This is a genomic window from Kitasatospora cineracea (genome assembly GCF_003751605.1).
GTDB lineage: Bacteria > Actinomycetota > Actinomycetes > Streptomycetales > Streptomycetaceae > Kitasatospora > Kitasatospora cineracea.
Map to the genome: position 1 here is coordinate 185154 of NZ_RJVJ01000003.1, position 18397 is coordinate 203550.

General features: G+C 73.8%; 18 protein-coding genes. 11 read left to right on the forward strand and 7 right to left on the reverse strand.

The window, feature by feature from the left end; translation table 11 throughout:
• Positions 1-2: 2 nt before the first annotated feature.
• Entirely contained in the window at positions 3-2495 is a 2493-nt protein-coding gene (locus tag EDD39_RS34985) for a DEAD/DEAH box helicase (RefSeq protein ID WP_425269810.1), read from the reverse strand.
• 202 nt (positions 2496-2697) lie between these two features.
• On the opposite strand from EDD39_RS34985, the gene EDD39_RS34990 reads away from it, so the two are divergent.
• Positions 2698-3048, forward strand: a complete 351-nt coding sequence (locus EDD39_RS34990) for a hypothetical protein (RefSeq protein ID WP_123563629.1) — start codon at positions 2698-2700, stop codon at positions 3046-3048.
• 106 nt (positions 3049-3154) lie between these two features.
• Here EDD39_RS34990 and EDD39_RS34995 read toward each other — a convergent pair whose 3' ends face one another.
• Positions 3155-4105 (reverse strand): beta-ketoacyl-ACP synthase III, encoded by a 951-nt coding sequence (locus tag EDD39_RS34995; protein ID WP_123563630.1) that lies wholly within the window; start codon positions 4103-4105, stop codon positions 3155-3157.
• A gap of 505 nt (positions 4106-4610) precedes the next feature.
• On the opposite strand from EDD39_RS34995, the gene EDD39_RS35000 reads away from it, so the two are divergent.
• Complete coding sequence (locus tag EDD39_RS35000; RefSeq protein ID WP_244257465.1) at positions 4611-5888, forward strand: MFS transporter; 1278 nt, start codon at positions 4611-4613, stop codon at positions 5886-5888.
• Between the two features lie 81 nt (positions 5889-5969).
• Here the strand turns inward: EDD39_RS35000 and EDD39_RS35005 are convergent, their stop codons facing one another.
• Positions 5970-6476: a nucleotidyltransferase domain-containing protein gene (locus EDD39_RS35005; protein ID WP_244257466.1), complete on the reverse strand. Its 507-nt coding sequence runs from the start codon at positions 6474-6476 to the stop codon at positions 5970-5972.
• A gap of 174 nt (positions 6477-6650) precedes the next feature.
• On the opposite strand from EDD39_RS35005, the gene EDD39_RS35010 reads away from it, so the two are divergent.
• Positions 6651-7829, forward strand: coding sequence for a hypothetical protein (locus tag EDD39_RS35010; protein WP_123563632.1), 1179 nt, complete (start codon positions 6651-6653; stop codon positions 7827-7829).
• Between the two features lie 25 nt (positions 7830-7854).
• On the forward strand, positions 7855-8382 hold the full coding sequence (locus tag EDD39_RS35015) for a GNAT family N-acetyltransferase (RefSeq protein WP_244257467.1): 528 nt from the start codon (positions 7855-7857) through the stop codon (positions 8380-8382).
• Between the two features lie 279 nt (positions 8383-8661).
• Here the strand turns inward: EDD39_RS35015 and EDD39_RS35020 are convergent, their stop codons facing one another.
• A complete protein-coding gene (locus EDD39_RS35020) occupies positions 8662-9144 on the reverse strand; it encodes a hypothetical protein (RefSeq protein WP_123563634.1) in 483 nt (160 codons plus the stop codon).
• 212 nt (positions 9145-9356) lie between these two features.
• Here EDD39_RS35020 and EDD39_RS35025 point away from each other — a divergent pair, with 212 nt between their 5' ends.
• Positions 9357-9962: a TetR/AcrR family transcriptional regulator gene (locus EDD39_RS35025; RefSeq protein WP_030460902.1), complete on the forward strand. Its 606-nt coding sequence runs from the start codon at positions 9357-9359 to the stop codon at positions 9960-9962.
• Positions 9963-10024: 62 nt separating this feature from the next.
• On the opposite strand, the gene EDD39_RS35030 is transcribed toward EDD39_RS35025, so the two are convergent.
• Both EDD39_RS35030 and dhaM read right to left on the reverse strand, forming a co-directional pair.
• A complete protein-coding gene (locus EDD39_RS35030; RefSeq protein ID WP_208765741.1) occupies positions 10025-10477 on the reverse strand; it encodes a ferredoxin family protein in 453 nt (150 codons plus the stop codon).
• Between the two features lie 257 nt (positions 10478-10734).
• A complete protein-coding gene (gene dhaM / locus EDD39_RS35035) occupies positions 10735-11127 on the reverse strand; it encodes a dihydroxyacetone kinase phosphoryl donor subunit DhaM (protein WP_123563635.1) in 393 nt (130 codons plus the stop codon).
• Positions 11128-11363: 236 nt separating this feature from the next.
• Here dhaM and dhaK point away from each other — a divergent pair, with 236 nt between their 5' ends.
• The 5 genes from dhaK to EDD39_RS35060 all read left to right on the forward strand — a co-directional run bounded on the left by dhaK (position 11364) and on the right by EDD39_RS35060 (position 16684).
• Positions 11364-12368 (forward strand): dihydroxyacetone kinase subunit DhaK, encoded by a 1005-nt coding sequence (dhaK, locus tag EDD39_RS35040; RefSeq protein ID WP_208765742.1) that lies wholly within the window; start codon positions 11364-11366, stop codon positions 12366-12368.
• Positions 12369-12423: 55 nt separating this feature from the next.
• Complete coding sequence (gene dhaL, locus EDD39_RS35045) at positions 12424-13077, forward strand: dihydroxyacetone kinase subunit DhaL (RefSeq protein WP_123563636.1); 654 nt, start codon at positions 12424-12426, stop codon at positions 13075-13077.
• 351 nt (positions 13078-13428) lie between these two features.
• A complete protein-coding gene (locus EDD39_RS35050) occupies positions 13429-14271 on the forward strand; it encodes a nitrilase-related carbon-nitrogen hydrolase (protein ID WP_123563637.1) in 843 nt (280 codons plus the stop codon).
• 5 nt (positions 14272-14276) lie between these two features.
• A complete protein-coding gene (gene hydA / locus EDD39_RS35055) occupies positions 14277-15665 on the forward strand; it encodes a dihydropyrimidinase (RefSeq protein WP_123563638.1) in 1389 nt (462 codons plus the stop codon).
• Positions 15666-15685: 20 nt separating this feature from the next.
• Positions 15686-16684, forward strand: a complete 999-nt coding sequence (locus tag EDD39_RS35060) for a TIGR03842 family LLM class F420-dependent oxidoreductase (RefSeq protein ID WP_123563639.1) — start codon at positions 15686-15688, stop codon at positions 16682-16684.
• A gap of 109 nt (positions 16685-16793) precedes the next feature.
• On the opposite strand, the gene EDD39_RS35065 is transcribed toward EDD39_RS35060, so the two are convergent.
• Positions 16794-17636 carry an SDR family oxidoreductase gene (locus tag EDD39_RS35065; protein ID WP_123563640.1) on the reverse strand — a complete coding sequence of 281 codons (843 nt, stop codon included), beginning with the start codon at positions 17634-17636 and terminating at the stop codon, positions 16794-16796.
• A gap of 198 nt (positions 17637-17834) precedes the next feature.
• Here EDD39_RS35065 and EDD39_RS35070 point away from each other — a divergent pair, with 198 nt between their 5' ends.
• On the forward strand, positions 17835-18332 hold the full coding sequence (locus tag EDD39_RS35070) for a MarR family winged helix-turn-helix transcriptional regulator (protein ID WP_123563641.1): 498 nt from the start codon (positions 17835-17837) through the stop codon (positions 18330-18332).
• Positions 18333-18397 lie beyond the last annotated feature (65 nt).

An 18397-nucleotide genomic window follows, 5' to 3' on the forward strand; every position in this document is an offset into this window, starting at 1 on the left:
GGTCAGTGCGCGCCGACCGAGGTGATCTTGACGACGGCGCGCCCCTCCTCGTCCGAGCCGTACAGGTCGACCTCGGCGGAGATGCCCCAGTCGTGGTCGCCGTTCGGGTCGTCGAAGATCTGCCGGACCCGCCACAGGCCCTCGTCCTCGACCTCCTCGATCAGCAGCATCTTCGGGCCGCGCGCGTTCGGGCCGGTGAACAGGTCGTCGTACTCCTCCCAGTACCCGTCCATCGCGTCGGCCCAGCGGTCGGCGTCCCAGCCGTCCTCGCCGTCGAGTTCGGCCAGCGCGTCGTAGTGCTCCAGCGCGCACAGCTCGACCCGGCGGAACAGCTCGTTGCGGACCAGGACGCGGAAGGCCCGGGCGTTGGCCGTGACGGGGGCGGGCTTGTCGTCCAGGCGGACCTCGGCGGCCTCCGGCTCGGTCGGGTTGGCGAGCGCCTCCCACTCGTCCAGCAGCGAGGAGTCGACCTGCCGGACCAGCTCGCCGAGCCAGGCGATGACGTCCTTGAGGTCGTCGGTCTTGATGTCGTCCGGGACGGTCTGCTCCAGCGCCTTGTACGCGCCCGCCAGGTAGCGCAGCACGATGCCCTCGGTGCGGGCCAGCTCGTAGAAGCCCACGTAGTCGGTGAAGGTCATCGCGCGCTCGTACAGGTCGCGCACCACGGACTTCGGCCGCAGCGGGTGGTCGCCGATCCACGGGTGCGCCCGGCGGTACACCTCGTAGGCGTGGCCGAGCTCCTCCTCCAGCGGCTTCGGGTAGCTGATCTCCTGGAGCCGGTTCATCCGCTCCTCGTACTCGACGCCGTCCCGCTTCATCTCGGCGACGGCCTCGCCGCGCGCCTTGTTCTCCTGCGAGGCGAGGATCTGCCGCGGGTCGTCGAGGGTCGCCTCGACGACCGAGACCACGTCCAGGGAGTACGAGGGCGACTCGGGGTCGAGCAGGTCGAAGGCGGCCAGCGCGAAGGTGGACAGCGGCTGGTTGAGCGCGAAGTTCTCCTGCAGGTCGAGGGTCAGGCGCGCGATGCGGCCCTCGGCGTCCGGCTCGTCGAACTGCTCGACCACGCCGCCCTCCCGCAGCGAGCGGTAGATGGCGATCGCGGTGCGGATGTGGCGGCGCTGGGCGGAGCGGTCCTCGTGGTTGTCGGTGAGCAGCTTGCGCATCGCGTCGAAGGCGTTGCCCGGGCGGCCGATCACCGACAGCAGCATCGCGTGGCTGACCTTGAACCGGGACACCAGCGGCTCCGGGTCGGCCCCGATCAGGCGCTCGAAGGTCTCCTCGGTCCAGGACACGAAGCCGTCCGGGGCCTTCTTGCGGACCACCTTCTTGCGCTTCTTCGGGTCGTCGCCGGCCTTGGCCAGCGCCCGGTCGTTCTCCACCACGTGCTCGGGGGCCTGCGCCACCACCTGGCCGACGGTGTCGAACCCGGCCCGCCCCGCCCGTCCGGCGATCTGGTGGAACTCGCGGGCCCGCAGGATCCGCACCCGCTGCCCGTCGTACTTGGACAGCGCGGTGAACAGCACCGTGCGGATCGGCACGTTGACGCCCACGCCGAGCGTGTCGGTGCCGCAGATCACCTTCAGCAGGCCCGCCTGCGCCAGGCGCTCCACCAGGCGGCGGTACTTGGGCAGCATGCCCGCGTGGTGCACGCCGATGCCGTGCCGCACGTACCGGGACAGGTTGCGGCCGAACTTGGTGGTGAAGCGGAAGTTGCCGATCAGCGAGGCGATCGCGTCCTTCTCCTGCTTCGAGCACATGTTGATGCTCATCAGGGACTGCGCCCGCTCCACCGCCTCCTTCTGCGTGAAGTGCACGACGTACACCGGCGCCTGGCCGGTGGTCAGCAGTTCCTCCAGCGTGTCGTGCAGGTTGGTGCGCCGGTACTCGTAGAACAGCGGCACCGGGCGGGTCGCCGAGCGGACGACGGTGGTCGGGCGGCCGGTGCGGCGGGTCAGGTCCTCCTCGAAGCGGCGGACGTCGCCGAGGGTCGCCGACATCAGCAGGAACTGCACCTGCGGCAGCTCCAGGATCGGGATCTGCCAGGCCCAGCCGCGGTCCGGCTCGGCGTAGAAGTGGAACTCGTCCATCACGACCTGGCCGATGTCGGCGCGCGGGCCGTCGTGCAGGGCGATCTGCGCCAGCACCTCGGCGGTGCAGCAGATGATCGGCGCGGTCGGGTTCACCGAGGCGTCGCCGGTCATCATGCCGACCTGCTCGGTGCCGAAGACCTTGCACAGGTCGAAGAACTTCTCCGACACCAGCGCCTTGATCGGCGCGGTGTAGAAGGTCCGCTTGCCCTCGGCCAGCGCGGCGAAGTGCGCGCCCGCCGCGACCAGGGACTTGCCCGACCCGGTCGGGGTCGCCAGGATCACGTTGTTCCCGGAGACCAGCTCGATCAGCGCCTCCTCCTGGGCGGGGTAGAGGGTGATGCCGCGCTCCGACGCCCACTCGGCGAAGGTCTCAAACAGCGAGTCGGGCGTGGCGGGTTTCGGCATCAGGTCCAGGAGGGTCACCCCGCTATCTTGCCCGCACTCGATCACCGCGGGCAAAGCTCGCCCCCGCACCACCGCCCGCTCCGCGCTCCGGCCGAACGAGTGGTTGCGGGCAGCGCTGGTGATATCACGCTGCGTGACGGAGATGATGCCGGTCGGCCGTCCACGAACCGACGTGGGCGGCGCGAGCAACGGAAGGACCTCCATGACGCTGACGCGCAAGCGCATCCTCGGCCCCGGCCTCGCCCTGGCCGCCGCCCTGGCCTCCCTGGCGGCGGTGACCGCCGGACCGGCAGCCGCCGCGGCCGACCCGAACGTCGAGACGGTCACCGCGGTCGGCTCCTCCGGCGGCGTGGTGGCCCGCTGCCCCCAGGGCTGGACGCCCGGCGACCCGCACATCGCCAACGGCGACGGCACCCCGCTCGCCCCGAACCAGCGCTGGCACTACGGCCCGATCGAGGGCGGCGACGGCTTCGCGGGCTGGATCGCCCCCTACCTGAACTCCCCGCCGCCGCCGGACACGATCGCGCTCACCATCACCTGCACGCGCTGCTGAGACCCTCCCGGCAGCCCTGGGCCGGTCTCGCGGGCGGGTGACGCCTGGCGGGGCCCAGGACGGGTCTCGCGGGCAGAGTGACCGCCTGGCCGGCCCGGGACGGGCCTCACGGGCAGGTCACCACCTGGCCGGCCCAGGACAGGCCGCCGCCGAACGCGAACAGCAGCACCCGGGCGCCGGAGCGCAGCTCGCCGCGCTCCACCAGCTTCGCCAGCGCCAGCGGCACGGAGGCCGCCGAGGTGTTGCCGGAGTCCACCACGTCCCGGGCGATCACCGCGTCCTCGGACAGGCCCAGCTTCTGCACCAGCGACTCGATGATCCGCAGGTTCGCCTGGTGGGTCACCACCCCGTCCAGCTCCGCCGGGCTCAACCCGGCCGCCCGGCACGCCTGTTCGGCCAGCGCGGGCAGCTCGGTGGTGGCCCACCGGAACACCGCCTGGCCGTCCTGCTCGAACTGCGGGTGCCACTCGCCCAGCAGCCGCACCGCGCTCGCCCGCGACGGGTCCGAACCCCAGACCGCCGGGCCGATCGCGCTGGTGTCCCCGTCGGTGGCCGACAGCACCGCCGCGCCCGCGCCGTCGCCCAGCAGGATGCAGCTGCGCCGGTCCGTCCAGTCGACCAGGTCCGACATCTTCTCCGCGCCGATCACCAGCGCGTGCTTGGCGCCGCCCGCCAGCAGCGAGTGGTTCGCCACCGACAGCGCGGTGCAGAACCCGGCGCAGCCGTTGTTCAGGTCGAACGCCACCGCGGACGGGATGCCCAGCCGGCCCGCGACCTGCGCCGCGATCGACGGGCAGCGGTCCACCGCACTGCAGGTGGCCACCGTGACCTGCCCGATGTCCGCCGGGTCCAGCCCCGACGCCGCCAGCGCCTTCGCCGCGGCCCCCGCCGCCAGGTCGGTCACCGACTCGTCCGGTCCGGCGATCCGCCGGGTCACGATCCCGGTGCGCCGCCGGATCCACTCGTCATTGGTGTCCACCATCGTCGCCAGCTCGTCGTTGCCGAGCACCCGGCCGGGCTGGTGGTGGCCGAGAGCGGCGATCCGGACTCCGGGCATGGCGTTCCCCTTCCGCAGCGGCACCCGACCGGTGCCGGGGCAACGGCCAGGAATATAGCAACCGACCGATCGGAAGCTAAACGGCGGCCCGAAGGATGGACGCCGCAGGGGCCGGAGCGGGCCGACCCGGCTCTGCGGGGTTCGACCGGCTTTACGGGGAGTCCGACCGTCCGGGATTCGGTTCATCGAACCCGGGCCTCGCAGGTGCGGTGCGGTGCAGTGCGGCGCGGACAGGGCCGGGCCGGGTGCTCCCCGCAGGTGCGGCCGGGGCGGCGGACCGGCGGTTTGGCGGATTCGGGAGCGGCGGGCGTCCTCCTTTGCGATGATCTTGAAGCTTTGAGTCGCGGACCGGGGGGCGCGGCGGGCGGACCGGGAGGGGCGGCTTCGGCCGGACCCCTCCCCGGGGTCCGCCGGGGCGCGTGCGATGCGCCGTTCACTCCCGGGCACCGCACCGCACCGCGCAGACCGTCCCCGCCCAGCCGTGGCCAACGTCCAGGAGTCCCACGTGAGTCAGACCAGCACGCTGCCCCCCGACGGCCGCCAGGAGGACACCGCCCCGGACCGTCGGTCCTGGCCGGTGCGCCGGGGGCTGCTCCTGGAGTCGGGCCCCCAGCGCCGGCTGGCCCTCGGGGGCTTCGTCAACCAGCTCGGCACCGCGGCCTTCCTGGCGACGGCGCCGCTGTACGCGCTGCGGGTGATCGGCCTGCCGCTCGGGCAGGTCGGGCTCGGGCTGGGGGTCGCGGGAGTGGTCGGCCTGCTGGCCGGCCCGCCCGTCGGGCACCTCGCCGACCGCCGCGGCCCGCGCGGCGTCTTCCTGGTCACCCTGCTGATCCAGGCCGCCTCCATGCTGTCGCTGCTGTTCGCCCACTCGTTCACGGCGTTCATGGTGTCCATGGCGGTGACCGACCTGGCCGGCGCCTCGGGGGGTGCGGCGCGCGGCCCGATGATCCGCCGGTTCGGCGGTGACGAGGTGCCGAAGTTCCGTTCCTACCTGCGCTCGACCGCCTTCCTGGCCAGCACCTTCGGCGCGCTGGCCGCCGGTGTGGTGATCCAGCTCGACTCCGGCTCCGCCTACCGCGCGCTCATCGTCGCCAACGCCCTGACCTTCGTCGGCTGCGCCGTCGTCGTGCTCCGGCTGCCCGAGCTGGAACCGCTGCCCGCAGCGACCGGGTCGAACCGGTGGCTCGCACTCAAGGACAAGCCGTACATGGCGTTCGTCGTCCTGGACGGCATCCTGTGGATCCAGGGCGAGGTGGTGACCTACGCCCTGCCGCTGTGGGTGGTCCTGCACACCCAGGCGCCGCGCTGGTTCACCGGCGTCGCGCTCGCCGTCAACACCGTGATGGTGGTCGTCCTGCAGATCCGCACCAGCCGCGGGATCAAGGGCGGACAGGTCGCCGGCCGGGCCACCCGGCGCGCCGGGCTGGCGTTCCTGCTCGGCATGGCGGTCATCGCAACGGCCCCGGGCCTGCCGGGCTGGGCCGCCGCAGCCGTCATGACGGCCGGCGTCGCCGTCCACACCGTGGGCTCGCTGTGGCACGCGGCCGGGTCGTTGGAACTGCGCTTCCGGCTGGCCCCCGCGCACGCGCAGGGACAGTACTCCGGAGTGTTCGGCATCGGCATGGGCCTCTGCTACACCGTCGCCCCGGGCCTGCTCGGCCTGCTCTGCCTGGGCTGGGGCGCCCCCGGCTGGCTGGCCATGGGCGGCGTCTTCGTCGCGGCCGGCCTGGCCGTGCCGCTCGTGGTCCGCTGGGCCGGACGGTCCCGGGAGCTCAGCGCCTGAACGGGCGGCCCGCGACTCCCGTCGAGCAGCCGTCGAGGCTCCCGGTCGGCGGGCAGCCGTCGGGACCGGGACGGCGGCCTCTCACGGCGCAGGCGGGTAACCCGGCGGAAGCTCGACTCCCGTGCCGGCGTGCAGCCGGGCCATGTCCTGCCGGTCCTTGTCCGTGGCCGCGTAGCCGAGGTGGCACCGCACCTGCGTCGCCGCGTCGACGCACGGGACCCGGCGTCCGCCGATGGTCCCGTTCGCCGGCGCCGGGTAGTGGAACCGTTCGCCGCCCGGGAGGAGCTGCCGGCCGTCCTCCCGGGCGGAGCCGACGACGGGGTGCAGGTCGATCTCCCGGCCTGCGCCGTCCGCGACGGCCAGGGCGGTGGGGAGCCGGTCCCGCAGGACTTCCGTGAACCCGGCTCCGGCCAGCGCGCCCCGCACCAGGTCGAGCTGGTCCGCCAGGACGACCAGGTCGAGATCCGCATGCGCCCGGGTCGTCTCCCCGATCAGGGCGTCCACACCCCAGCCGCCGTCCACCCAGGCCACCGCCCCGGCGCTCTCGAGCAGGTCCAGCACTTCGAGCACATCGGATTCGTTCAGCACCAGGGCACTCTGGCAGCGCGGACGATCCGCCGCCACCGAGATACCCGACGGCCCGGCGCGGCCGGCCACCGACTGATGCCCGGTCACCGGGCCGGGAGCGTCGGCCCCTTGCCCGTAGGGGGTCCGGGATGCCAGGCTCCGGGGTGTGAAGAGAATCGAGTCCGGCACCCCCCGGTGACCGCCCCCGGTGCGCGGGTGCCGCTGTACGAGTACGCGCTGCGGCTGCACCGCCTGGACCCCGACGGCCCGTTGCGGGGGATCGTGCTCCCGCCGGAGCCGGACCGCGGGCAGCGGTACCGCCGGGACCTCGCGGAGACGGGGTCGGGGGGCGCCCGCACCGCGGCCGTCCTCGACCAGCGGCTCGGCCGCCCGCTGAGCCCGGTCTCGTTGCGGCTGCTCGACAGCGCGCTGGCGCAGGTGCCGGTGCCGCGGCACCGGGACCCGGCGGTCCGCGACCTGAGCAGGCGTCACCCGCCCGCGCTGCTGCGCACGGTGGGCCGCTGGCTGGTGCGCCGCGGCACCGGGCGGGAGGCGGTGGCGGCCGGGCTCGCGCTGCTGGCCGAGACGGCCGTCGAGAGCGACGTCCCGCTGATCCTGACCGTCGGGCTGCTCGGCTCCCCGTTCGGCCGGCTCCCCGCCGACGCGCTGGAACGCCTGCCGAACGCGGCCGCCACCCCGGCCCTGGGCCGGCTGGCCGGGCGGACCACCGGCACCGTCCGCACCCACTGCGTGCACGCGCTGAACCGGATCGCCGACCCCCGCGCCCACTACCCGTGGTGGCAGGGCCCGCACCCGCTGGCCGACCCCGACCGGCCCGCCGACCCGCAGGCCGTCCACTGGCTGCGCCGCCGGGCCGCCGACCACGGCGACTTCAACGGGTACTTCGCCGCCGAGACGCTCGTCGCCGCGGACGTCGAACGGGCGATCGCCGACCCGCACGCCGACGGCGAGGTCGTCGACCAGACCGGACGGCTGCTGCGCGCCACCACCGACTGCGCGGGCACGGGCGCCACCCTCGCCCGGCTCGACAACGCCCGGGAACTGCTCACCCACTACGCGGACCACGTCGGACGCCTCGCCCCGACCGCGGACCGCTGCCACTCCGTCCTCGCCCTGGCCGGCTACCTCGCCGACCCGCGGGGAGAGGCCGCCGTCCTCGACCGGCCACCGGGCGGGCGGGCCGCGCTCCTCGCGCAACTCACCACCCTGCTGCGCGAGCCCGGCTGGCCGGCCCGCCTGGCGGAACTGACCGCCTGGCCGACCGGCAACCTCGCGGGATGGTCGCTGCTGACGGCCCGGCGCACCGGCCTGCTGCCGGACGGGCCCGGGCCGCAGGCGCGCCGGCGCCGTTGACCGGGCGGGCATGGAACGCTGGGGGGTGTCGAACAGCGGGGGAGAGGTGGGCGCGGTGGGTGGCGGTTCCGGGCTGGACGGGGTGCTGACCAGGCTCGTTCCGACGGGCGAGGACGACCTGGAGCTCCTGGCCGGGTGGTTCGCCGACCCCGGGTTCGTGGAGCACTGGGGCGGGGCGCCGCTGTCGCGGCAGGAGGTCGCCGAGAAGTACCTGGGGCGGCGGCGCCCGCAGGTGGAGTCGTTCCTGGTGCTCGCCGCGGACGCACCGGTGGGCTACGCCCAGTACTGGCGGGCCGGGCCGGACGGCGGCGGCCTCGACCTGGTCCTGGTGCCGCACGCCCGGGGCCGGGGCCTGGGGCCGGACGCCGCGCGGGCGCTGCTCGCCCACCTGGTCGGGGAGTCGGGGTGGCGGCGGGTGACCGTCGACCCGGCGGCGGCGAACGTCCGGGCCGTGCGCGCCTGGGAGAAGGCCGGGTTCCGGCGGGTGCCGCCCGGCGGAGGTGGGGAACTCCCGGACGGGGGCCTCCTGTTGGAGTACCGCCCGGGGTGGTGACGGGCCCGGGCGGGGTCAGCGCTCCGGTCGGTTCGGCGCTTCGGGCGGGGTCAGCGCTCCGGCCGGTTCGGCGTTCCGGTCGGGGTCGGTGCTTCGGTCGGGGTCGGCGTTCCGGTCGGTTCGGCGTTCCGGCCGGGGTCGGTGCTTCGGTCGGGGTCGGCGTTCCGGTCGGTTCGGCGTTCCGGCCGGGGTCGGTGCTTCGGTCGGGGTCGGCGTTCCGGTCGGTTCGGCGTTCCGGCCGGGGTCGGTGCTTCGGTCGGGGTCGGCGTTCCGGTCGGTTCAGCGCTTCGAGGCGCAGGTGGCGGGGAAGGCGGTCGGACCGGCCGTGGTGCGTCGGCGCAGCGCGGGCGGGCAGGCGGAGTTGCGGACGGCCGCGGCCCGGACGCCCCCGTCGTGGTCGGCGGCGAGTTCGGCCAGCAGGTCGGCGGGGGCGTGCGGGTTGGCGGCCGCGGCCGCGCGGACGGTCGGGACGTCCTCCGCGGCCCGCCACAGCGCCGCGGTGTCGCGGGTCCGGCGGGTGGCGGCGCGCCGGACCTCCTCGGACGGGTCGTCGAGCAACTGGTCCACCAGGTCGGACGGCATCCGGGGGTGGGTGAGCAACGCGACGAGGACGCCGGGGGCGGAGTCGGTCAACAGGGCGTGCCGGAGGCGTCCGGGCAGGTCGTCCGGGGAGTCCTCCCGGGGGTCGTTCCACGGGTCGTCCCAGGGGTCGTTCCGCGGGTCGGGGGTGGGGGCGGAGGTGCTGGGCTGCTGTTCTTCCACGGTGTCCTCCTGGTGCGGTCGACCCGGCAGGCGTTAGCGTCACTTAGACGATAACACTTCTCGTCGGTTGGACGACAAGTGGGGCGGGGAAGGCGCGCCGAACCCCGCCCGGCCGCGCGGGCCGCCGCACCCCGGGGCCGCACGACGTAGGATTCCGGGCCGGGGCGCGGATCGGGCGCACCCGGACGAGGCGGACCGCGGAGGAGGATCGGATGAGCCCGCGCAGCACGGTGGTCGAGACCCGCCGGACCAGGGCCCGGATCATCGACCGCAGCGTCGCCCTCGCCTCGGTCGACGGGCTGGAAGGGCTGACCATCGGACGGCTGGCCGCCGACCTCGGCCTCTCCAAGGCCGGCGTGCTCGGCCACTTCGGCACCAAGGAAGCCCTCCAACTCGCCACCCTGGAACGGGCCTCCGCACTCTTCACCGCTCTGGTCTGGGACCCGGCGGCGACCGTCGAACCCGGCCTGCGCCGCCTGCGGGCCGTCTGCCAGAGCTGGATCGACTACCTCGAACACGCCCGCGAGGTCTTCCCCGGCGGCTGCCTGTTCACCACCGCCGCCGTCGAGTTCGACGCCCACGACGGCCCCGTCCGCCGCAACGTCGCCCGCCTGCTGATGGTCTGGCGCCGCCGCTTGGCCGGCGAGGTCCGCCTCGCCGTCGAAGCCGGAGAACTCCCCTCCGACACCGACCCCGAACAGGTCGTCCACGAGCTGACCGGCATCTACCTGGCCCTCAACCAGGCCCTCCAACTCCTCCGCGACCCCCTCGCCGCCACCCGCACCCGCCGCGCCCTGGACCGCCTCCTCCCCGCCTGACCGCCACCGGGGAGTCCGCGGCCCGCCGCGCCCGCCGTCCGGGAGCGCTCCGGCGGCACTGCCTAGAGGCGGGGGAGGGGCTCGCCGTCGCGCGGCTCGCGGCGCTGTTCGAGCCAGAAGAGGTAGCCGCGCAGGTACGACTCCAGCCCGTCGTCGATGTAGGCGATGAAGTCCCGGTGCCCCCGGGCCGCATCGTGGTAGTGGCCGAGGTAGCGGGGATCGGCGTTGAAGTCCCAGTGGGGGTGGGTGTCCGCACCCCAGTCGGCGGCGATGGCGACCGCCCAATCCCTGACCCGGGCCCGGTCCCGCCACCAGTCGCGGACGGTCCCCGCCGTCCAGTGGTCGTCGCCGTCCCAGTTGTAGCCCCGGTACAGCTCCAGCCGGCAGCCGTGGACCACGGCTGCCGTCTCGTGCTCGTTCACCGGTTGGCGGTAGACGAACTCGGACCCGAAACCGCCGCCCAGGTCATCGTCGTAGGCGATGTGGTCCGGAGCGTCCAGGCGCCCGACGGCCATGCTGTCCGTGTCGCCGGCGTAGAAAGGGCCGGGCACGTTGCGCCAGTTGCGTTGTTCCCATGCGCCCGTGAAGAGTTGCTCCGCTTGCTCCCCCAGGCTCTCGACCACCCGCCGGGCCGCGGGGAGCGGATTCCAGTAGCCGATCACGGTCCCATCCTGCCCGGTTCCGCCCGCCCCCGAAAGGTCCCCCCGCCCGGCGCCTGCCGTGATCGGGGCGTTCGGGAACGCGCCGCTGCTCCGTCCGTCCGAGCGGGCCCCTACTGGCGCTTGCGGAAGTCGCGGGCCCCTTCGGCGGCGGCCAGGACCTCGGGGAACGGGGCGCCGGTGGCGGCGGTGACGGCGGCGGCCACGGCGCCCTCGACGAAGGGGGCGTCGGCGAGGGCGGCGGCGGGGAGGGCGAGGTCGGCGAGGACGAGGGCGGCGGTCAGGACGGAGCTGCCGAGGTCGGCCAGGAGCAGGACGCCGGTGCCGCGGTCGGCGGCGCGGACCGCGCGGGCCGTCAGGTCGTAGCTGGTGCCGAGGGAACCGTCCTCGGTGCCCGCGGCGAGCAGCACCGGGACGTCGTCGGCCAGTTCGGCGAGCAGTTCCTGCACGCCGCGGGCCAGGTGCGGGCTGTGGGAGACCAGGACCAGACCGACCGGAGCGCGCATGCGGCGCAGCCTACCGGCGGCCGGCGCCGGGGCCGGGCGCGCCGCGCGGGGCGTGGCGGGGTTCGACGGCGGGGCACGGGGGTTGGGGTAGCGTCGGCCGGAATCCGGTGAAACGAACGAAACGAATGAATCAGATGAATCGGATGAAGCCGATGAAGCTGATGAATCGGATCAATCGTTGCAACCGGATGGAATCCAACGAATCGGCCGGGTGCGGACGAAGGGGCACGACCGCCGTGAAGAAGCTGATCAACAGCCCGGAGAGCGTCGTCGACGACGCGCTGGCCGGGCTCGCCGCCGCCCACCCCGCGCTCGCGGTGGACCTCGACCGGCGGGTGGTCACCCGGGCGGTGCGTCCGGCCGGGCCGAAGGTGGCGCTGGTGTCGGGCGGCGGTTCCGGCCACGAGCCGTTGCACGTCGGGTTCGTGGGCCCGGGCATGCTGGACGCGGCCTGCCCCGGCGACCTGTTCACCTCACCTCCGCCGGACCGGATCCTGGCCGCCGCCCAGGCCGCCGACAACGGCGCGGGCGTGCTGTTCGTGGTGAAGAACTACACCGGCGACGTGCTCAACTTCCGGCTGGCCGCCGAACTCGCCGTCGAGCAGGGCCACCGGGTGGCCACCGTCCTGGTCGACGACGACGTCGCCGTCCGGGACTCCGCGGCCGGCCGCCGAGGCACCGGCGCGACCCTGCTGGTGCACAAGATCTGCGGCGCGCTCGCCGAACGCGGCGTCGGCCTGGACGAGGTCCGGGAGTTGGGGGAGCGGGTCGTCGCCGCGTCCCGCTCGTTCGCCATCGCGCTCACCGCCGCCACCAACCCGGCGGTCGGCCGCCCCGGCTTCGACCTCGCCGAGGACGAGATCGAGATCGAGGTCGGCGTCGGCATCCACGGCGAGCCCGGCCGCCGCCGCGACCGGCTGCGCCCCGCCCGCGAGTTGGCCGCCACGGCCGTCGACGCAATCCTGGACGACTACCGGCCCGGCCCGGACGAGCAGCCGATCCTGCTGGTCAACGGCCTCGGCGGCACCCCGCTGATCGAGCTGTACGTCCTGTGCGCCGCCGTCACCGACCGCCTCGCCGAGCACGGCCTCCCCGCCGCCCGCACCCTGGTCGGCTCCTACGTCACCAGCCTCGACATGGCCGGCTTCTCGATCACCCTGACCGGCGCCGACCCCCGGATGCTGGAACTGTGGGACGCCCCGGCCGACACCCCCGCCCTGGTCCGGACACGACGGACGTGATGGACGTGACGGACGACAGTACTGGGCGGTTCCCGGTAGGAAGTGACACAGCACCATGACGCACGAGACCCTCGACACCGCCCTCGCCGAGGCGTGGATCCGGGCCGCCGCCGCGGCCGTCGGACGCGCCGAGGAGCAACTCACCGCGCTCGACGCGGCGATCGGCGACGGCGACCACGGCAGCAACCTCCGCCGGGGCTTCACCGCCGTCCTCGCCGCACTGGACGACGCGGGGCCGGACGGCTCCGCCGGCTTCGACAGTGCGGGCGCGCTGCTGCGCACGGTCGGCAGCACGCTGCTGGCCAAGGTCGGCGGCGCCTCCGGGCCGCTGTACGGGCAGGCGTTCCGGGTGGCCGGGGCCGAACTCCCACCGGACGCCGGCCCCGCGGCCTGCGCGGACGCACTGGCCGCGGGCCTCGCCGCCGTCCGGGCGCTGGGCGGTGCCGAGCCGGGCGACAAGACGATGGTCGACGCGCTGACCCCGGCCGTGGACGCCCTGCGCACCGCCGCCGCGGCGGGGGCCGCCCTCGCCGGGGCGACCGCCGCGGCCGCCGACGCCGCCGAGCAGGGCGCCCGCGCCACCACCCCGCTCCAGGCCCGCCGGGGCCGCGCCTCCTACCTCGGCTCGCGCAGCGTCGGCCACCAGGACCCGGGTGCGACCTCCGCCGCCCTGATCGTCCGGGCCCTCGCGGACGCCGCTGCGCGCTGATCCGGAAATCCCGTACCGGGAGGACCGAATGACCGAATGACCGAATGACCGGAGGACTGAATGACTGCAGGACTGAATAATCGAGTGGCAGAATGATCTAGTGATCTAGTGATCTAGTGATCTAGTGATCTAGTGATCGGCGGATCGAATGGCCGGATGATCGGTGGAAAATCGGAGGAATGTGCGGGAAGGCGAATTTCCGGCTCTCCCCGCGTGGCACCCACCCATTCGCCGCAAAGCTCCTAGTCTCGACGCTCTACAGCGCTGAAGCGCCACCGCGCCACTGCGCTGCCGCGTTACCGCGCCATTTCCCGCCGCGCCTTCGCGCCGTCGAGCCGAGGAGTTGTGCCCATGAGCCGTGTCGTCAGGGCTGCCCTGTTCCAGACCGCGTGGACGGGGGACAAGGAGACCATGCTGGCCGCCGCCGAGCGGGCCGCGCGGGACGCGGCCGGGCAGGGGGCGGGGATCATCGGGTTCCAGGAGGTGTTCAACGCCCCGTACTTCTGCCAGGTGCAGGAACCCGAGCACTACGCCTGGGCCGAGCCCGTCCCGGACGGGCCGACGGTGCGGCGGATGCAGGCGCTGGCCCGGGAGTTGGGGATCGTGGTCGTCGCGCCGGTGTACGAGATCGAGAAGGCCGGTTTCTACTACAACACCGCCGCCGTGATCGACGCCGACGGCAGCTACCTCGGCAAGTACCGCAAGCACCACATCCCGCAGGTGCGCGGATTCTGGGAGAAGTACTACTTCAAGCCCGGGAACCTCGGCTGGCCGGTGTTCGACACCGCGGTCGGGAAGGTCGGCGTGTACATCTGCTACGACCGGCACTTCCCGGAAGGCTGGCGGGCACTGGGCCTCGCAGGCGCGGAGATCGTGTACAACCCGTCGGCGACCAGCCGCGGCCTGTCCGCCTACCTGTGGCAGCTGGAGCAGCCCGCCGCCGCCGTCGCCAACGAGTACTTCGTCGCCGCGATCAACCGGGTCGGCGTCGAGGAGTACGGCGACGACGACTTCTACGGCACCAGCTACTTCGTCGACCCGCGCGGGCAGTTCGTCGGCGAGGTCGCCTCCGACAAGCGCGAGGAACTCGTCGTCCGCGACCTCGACCTCGGGTTGATCGACGAGGTCCGCCAGCAGTGGGCGTTCTACCGGGACCGGCGCCCGGACGCCTACGGCCCGCTGACCGAGGGCTGAGCGCGATGGCCCGCACCCTGATCACCGGCGGCCTGGTCATCACCGCCGCCGAGGAGGTGCCCGCCGACGTGCTGGTCGAGGACGGCCGGATCGCCGCCCTCGCCCTGCCCGGCAGCCGGCACTGGAACGCCGACCGGGTGTTCGACGCGAGCGGGAAGTACGTCGTCCCCGGCGGCGTCGACGCGCACACCCACATGGAGATGCCGTTCGGCGGCACCCGCGCCTCCGACACCTTCACCACCGGCACCCGGGCCGCGGCCTGGGGCGGCACCACCACCATCGTCGACTTCGCCGTCCAGAGCAGGGGCTCCTCGCTGCGCGCCGGGCTCGACGACTGGCACGCCAAGGCCGACGGCAACTGCGCGATCGACTACGCCTTCCACATGATCGTCTCGGACGTCAACGAGGCCGTGCTGCGCGAGATGCCCGGACTGGTCGGCGAGGGCGTCACCTCGTTCAAGCTGTTCATGGCCTACCCCGGCGTCTTCTACTCCGACGACGGGCAGATCCTGCGCGCCATGCAGCAGGCCGCCGGGACCGGCGCGCTCACCATGGTGCACGCCGAGAACGGCCCCGCCATCGACGTCCTGGTCGAACAGGCCCTGGCCCGCGGCGAGACCGACCCGCGGTACCACGGCGAAGTCCGCCGGGCGCTGCTGGAGGCCGAGGCCACCCACCGGGCGATCCAACTCGCCCGGGTCGCCGGGGCGCCGCTGTACGTGGTGCACGTCTCCGCCCGCGAGGCGCTCGCCGAACTCGCCGCCGCCCGCGACCTCGGACTGCCGGTGTTCGGCGAGACCTGCCCGCAGTACCTGTTCCTGTCCACCGACAACCTCGCCGAACCCGGCTTCGAGGGTGCCAAGTACGTCTGCTCCACCCCGCTGCGCCCCAGGGACCACCAGGACGCGCTCTGGCGCGGCCTGCGCACCGACGACCTCCAGGTGGTCTCCACCGACCACTGCCCGTTCTGCTTCGAGGGGCAGAAGGAACTCGGCCGCGGCGACTTCTCGAAGATCCCCAACGGGCTGCCGGGCGTCGAGCACCGGATGGACCTGCTGCACCAGGCCGTCGTCGAGGGCCGGATCAGCCGCCGCCGCTGGATCGAACTCGCCTGCGCCGCCCCCGCCCGGATGTTCGGCCTCCACCCGCGCAAGGGCACCATCGCCCCCGGCGCCGACGCCGACCTGGTGATCTACGACCCGCACGCCGTGCAGACCCTCTCCGCCGCCACCCACCACATGAACGTCGACTACTCGGCGTACGAGGGCCGCACCGTCACCGGCCGGGTCGAGACCGTGCTCTCCCGCGGCGAGGTCGTGCTCGACCGCGGCGACTACCTCGGCCGCCCCGGACACGGCACCTTCCTGCCCCGCTCCACCTGCCAGTACCTCTGACCCCTTCAAGGAGCCCCCGCGTGGACTTCGGACTCGTCCTGCAGACCGACCCGCCGGCCGCCGAGGTCGTCGGCCTGATGCGCCGCGCCGAACGGGCCGGGTTCAGCCACGGCTGGACCTTCGACTCCGCGGTGCTCTGGCAGGAACCCTTCGTCATCCACAGCCGCATCCTGGAACACACCGAACGCCTGCACGTCGGCCCGATGGTCACCAACCCCGGCACCCGCGCCTGGGAGGTCACCGCCTCCACCTTCGCCACCCTCAACGACATGTACGGCAACCGGACGGTCTGCGGCATCGGCCGCGGCGACTCCGCGATGCGGGTGGCCGGCCGCCGCCCCAACACCCTCGCCCGGCTCGGCGCCGCCATCGACGCGATCCGCGACCTCGCCGAGGGCCGCGAGGCCGAGGTCGACGGCACCCCGATCCGCATCCCGTGGATCCGGGACGGTCGGCTGCCGGTCTGGATGGCTGCCTACGGGCCCAAGGCCCTCGCCCTGGCCGGCCGGAAGGCCGACGGGTTCATCCTCCAACTCGCCGACCCCTACCTCACCGAACGGATGGTCAAGGCCGTCCGCCGGGCCGCCGAGGAGGCCGGCCGCGACCCCGCCGCCGTCACCGTCTGCGTCGCCGCCCCCGCCTACGTCGGCGACGACCTCGCCCACGCCCGCGAACAGTGCCGCTGGTTCGGCGGCATGGTCGGCAACCACGTCGCCGACCTGGTCGCCAAGTACGGCGAGCACTCCGACCTCGTCCCCGACGAACTCACCGCCTACATCAAGGACCGCCACGGCTACGACTACAGCCACCACGGCCGCGCCGGGAACCCCTCCACCGACTTCGTCCCCGACGCCGTCGTCGACCGCTTCTGCCTCCTCGGCCCCGCCGCCGCCCACATCGAGAAACTCCGCGTCCTGCGCGACGCCGGCGTCGACCAGTTCGCGCTGTACGCGATGCACGACGCCCGCGAAGCCGTCATCGACGCCTACGGCGCGGAAGTCATCCCGGCCCTGTCCTGAGCCGCCTCAGCGGGGGACACCGCCGTCCCGAACAGTGTGCCGAGGGGGGCGCCCCCGCGGTCGGCCGTCAGCGTACGATCCGCTGTTGGGGAGGCGAGTTGAGTGGGCGTCAGGCAGTGGTGAAGGCGGCTGCGTGTTCGGTGGCCCACTGGTGGAAGGTGCGTTCCGGGGTGTCGAGCAGGGTGCGGGTGGTGTCGGCGAGGGGGGTCGGGGTGGTGGTGGCGGTGGCCCAGAAGGAGAGCAGGGAGTTGGCCATCGGGGCGGGCATGAAGCGGGAGAGCTGGCGTTCGGCCTCGGCGCGGGTGATGGTCTCCACCGGGACGGGGCGGCCGAGCACCTCGGACAGGACGCCGACCTGCTCGCGCAGGGTGAGGCGCCGGCCGCCGGTGAGGGTGACGGCGCGGCCGCGCAGGGCGGGGCCGGTCAGGGCGGCGACCGCGACGTCGGCGACGTCCGCGGGGTGGATCGGGGCCAGGACGGCGTCCGGGTAGGGGAGTTGGACCGGGAGGCCGGCGCCGATCGGGTGGGCCCAGCCGAGGGCGTTGCTGGCGAAGGCGTCCGGGCGCAGCAGGGTGGCGGGCAGGGCGGAGGCCGTCAGGGCGCGCTCGACCAGCAGGTGGTGCGAGCCCAGCGGGTCGCTCTCCGCGTCCGGCGACAGGACCGCGGCGGAGGAGAGCAGCACCACGTGCTCCACGCCCGCGGCCTCGGCGGCCGCGACGAACGCGTCGATGCCCGCGGGCTCCGGGTACAGGAACACCTGGCGCACGCCCGCCAGCGCCGCCGCGAAGGTGTCGGGCCGGTTCAGCACCAGCTCGACCCGCTCCACTCCGGCCGGGACGTCGAGCCCGGACGGGCGGGCGCTGGCGGCGCGGACGGGCCGGCCGGCGGCGTGCAGCCGATCGAGGACGGCGCGGCCGATCTGGCCGCGCGCACCGGTGATGAGGACAGTCATGGGAACCCCCGTGGGTGGAGATGGGTGGAGATGGGCGGAGAGGGACGGGAGGCGGGCGGATGGCCGCCGGCCGGCCCGGGTCGGGCTGTTAATGCATGCTGTCATGCATGTAATTGCCGAGCAGCACATTATTGGAAACCTGCATGCTTCTGCGGGTCGGCATGTTCCTGCGCGCCGTCACGCACCTACCATGGGCGCATGACGAAGAACGACGCCCACTGGCCGCACCCCACGGCCGACGAGCTGCTGGACGCCGTCGGCCCGGCCTTCGGCAAGCTGCGCCGCACCTCGCTGCTGGACGTCGAGCACCCGATCTCCGCCAAGGACCTCAGCCGCACCCTGGTACTCAACCTCGTCCTGGAGCACACCCGCGACTCGGAGGCCGAGGTCACCGTCGGCGCGATCGCCGAACTCCTCGCCGTCGACCCCTCGGTCGCCAGTCGGATGGTCACCGACAACATCAAGGCCGGCTACCTGCTGCGCACCGCCTCCCAGCACGACGGCCGCCGCACCGTCCTGCACCTCAGCCCCCGGGGCGCCCAGCTGATGGCCCGCTTCCGCCGCCACCAGCGCTCCGCGTTCGAGTACATCACCGCGGACTGGGCCGAGACCGAGCGCCTGGAGTTCGCCCGCCTGATGCTCAAGTACGTCGACTCCCTCGACCACCTGAAGGAGCGTCGGCGCGACGCCGACTGACAGTGCCGACTGACAGTGATGAGGTTCGACCGCACCGGTCGGCGCAGCGCCCCGGACCGCTCCCC

What these genes read in the sequence shown, in the direction of transcription:
- EDD39_RS34985 (WP_425269810.1), bottom strand. Translation starts at nt 2,495, where the DNA reads ATGCCGAAACCCGCCACGCCCGACTCGCTGTTTGAGACCTTCGCCGAG.
- EDD39_RS35025 (WP_030460902.1), top strand. Translation starts at nt 9,357, where the DNA reads ATGAGCCCGCGCAGCACGGTGGTCGAGACCCGCCGGACCAGGGCCCGG.
- EDD39_RS35070 (WP_123563641.1), top strand. Translation starts at nt 17,835, where the DNA reads ATGACGAAGAACGACGCCCACTGGCCGCACCCCACGGCCGACGAGCTG.
- dhaL (WP_123563636.1), top strand. Translation starts at nt 12,424, where the DNA reads ATGACGCACGAGACCCTCGACACCGCCCTCGCCGAGGCGTGGATCCGG.
- EDD39_RS35065 (WP_123563640.1), bottom strand. Translation starts at nt 17,636, where the DNA reads ATGACTGTCCTCATCACCGGTGCGCGCGGCCAGATCGGCCGCGCCGTC.
- EDD39_RS34990 (WP_123563629.1), top strand. Translation starts at nt 2,698, where the DNA reads ATGACGCTGACGCGCAAGCGCATCCTCGGCCCCGGCCTCGCCCTGGCC.
- dhaM (WP_123563635.1), bottom strand. Translation starts at nt 11,127, where the DNA reads ATGCGCGCTCCGGTCGGTCTGGTCCTGGTCTCCCACAGCCCGCACCTG.
- EDD39_RS34995 (WP_123563630.1), bottom strand. Translation starts at nt 4,105, where the DNA reads ATGCCCGGAGTCCGGATCGCCGCTCTCGGCCACCACCAGCCCGGCCGG.
- hydA (WP_123563638.1), top strand. Translation starts at nt 14,277, where the DNA reads ATGGCCCGCACCCTGATCACCGGCGGCCTGGTCATCACCGCCGCCGAG.
- EDD39_RS35050 (WP_123563637.1), top strand. Translation starts at nt 13,429, where the DNA reads ATGAGCCGTGTCGTCAGGGCTGCCCTGTTCCAGACCGCGTGGACGGGG.
- EDD39_RS35030 (WP_208765741.1), bottom strand. Translation starts at nt 10,477, where the DNA reads ATGGCCGTCGGGCGCCTGGACGCTCCGGACCACATCGCCTACGACGAT.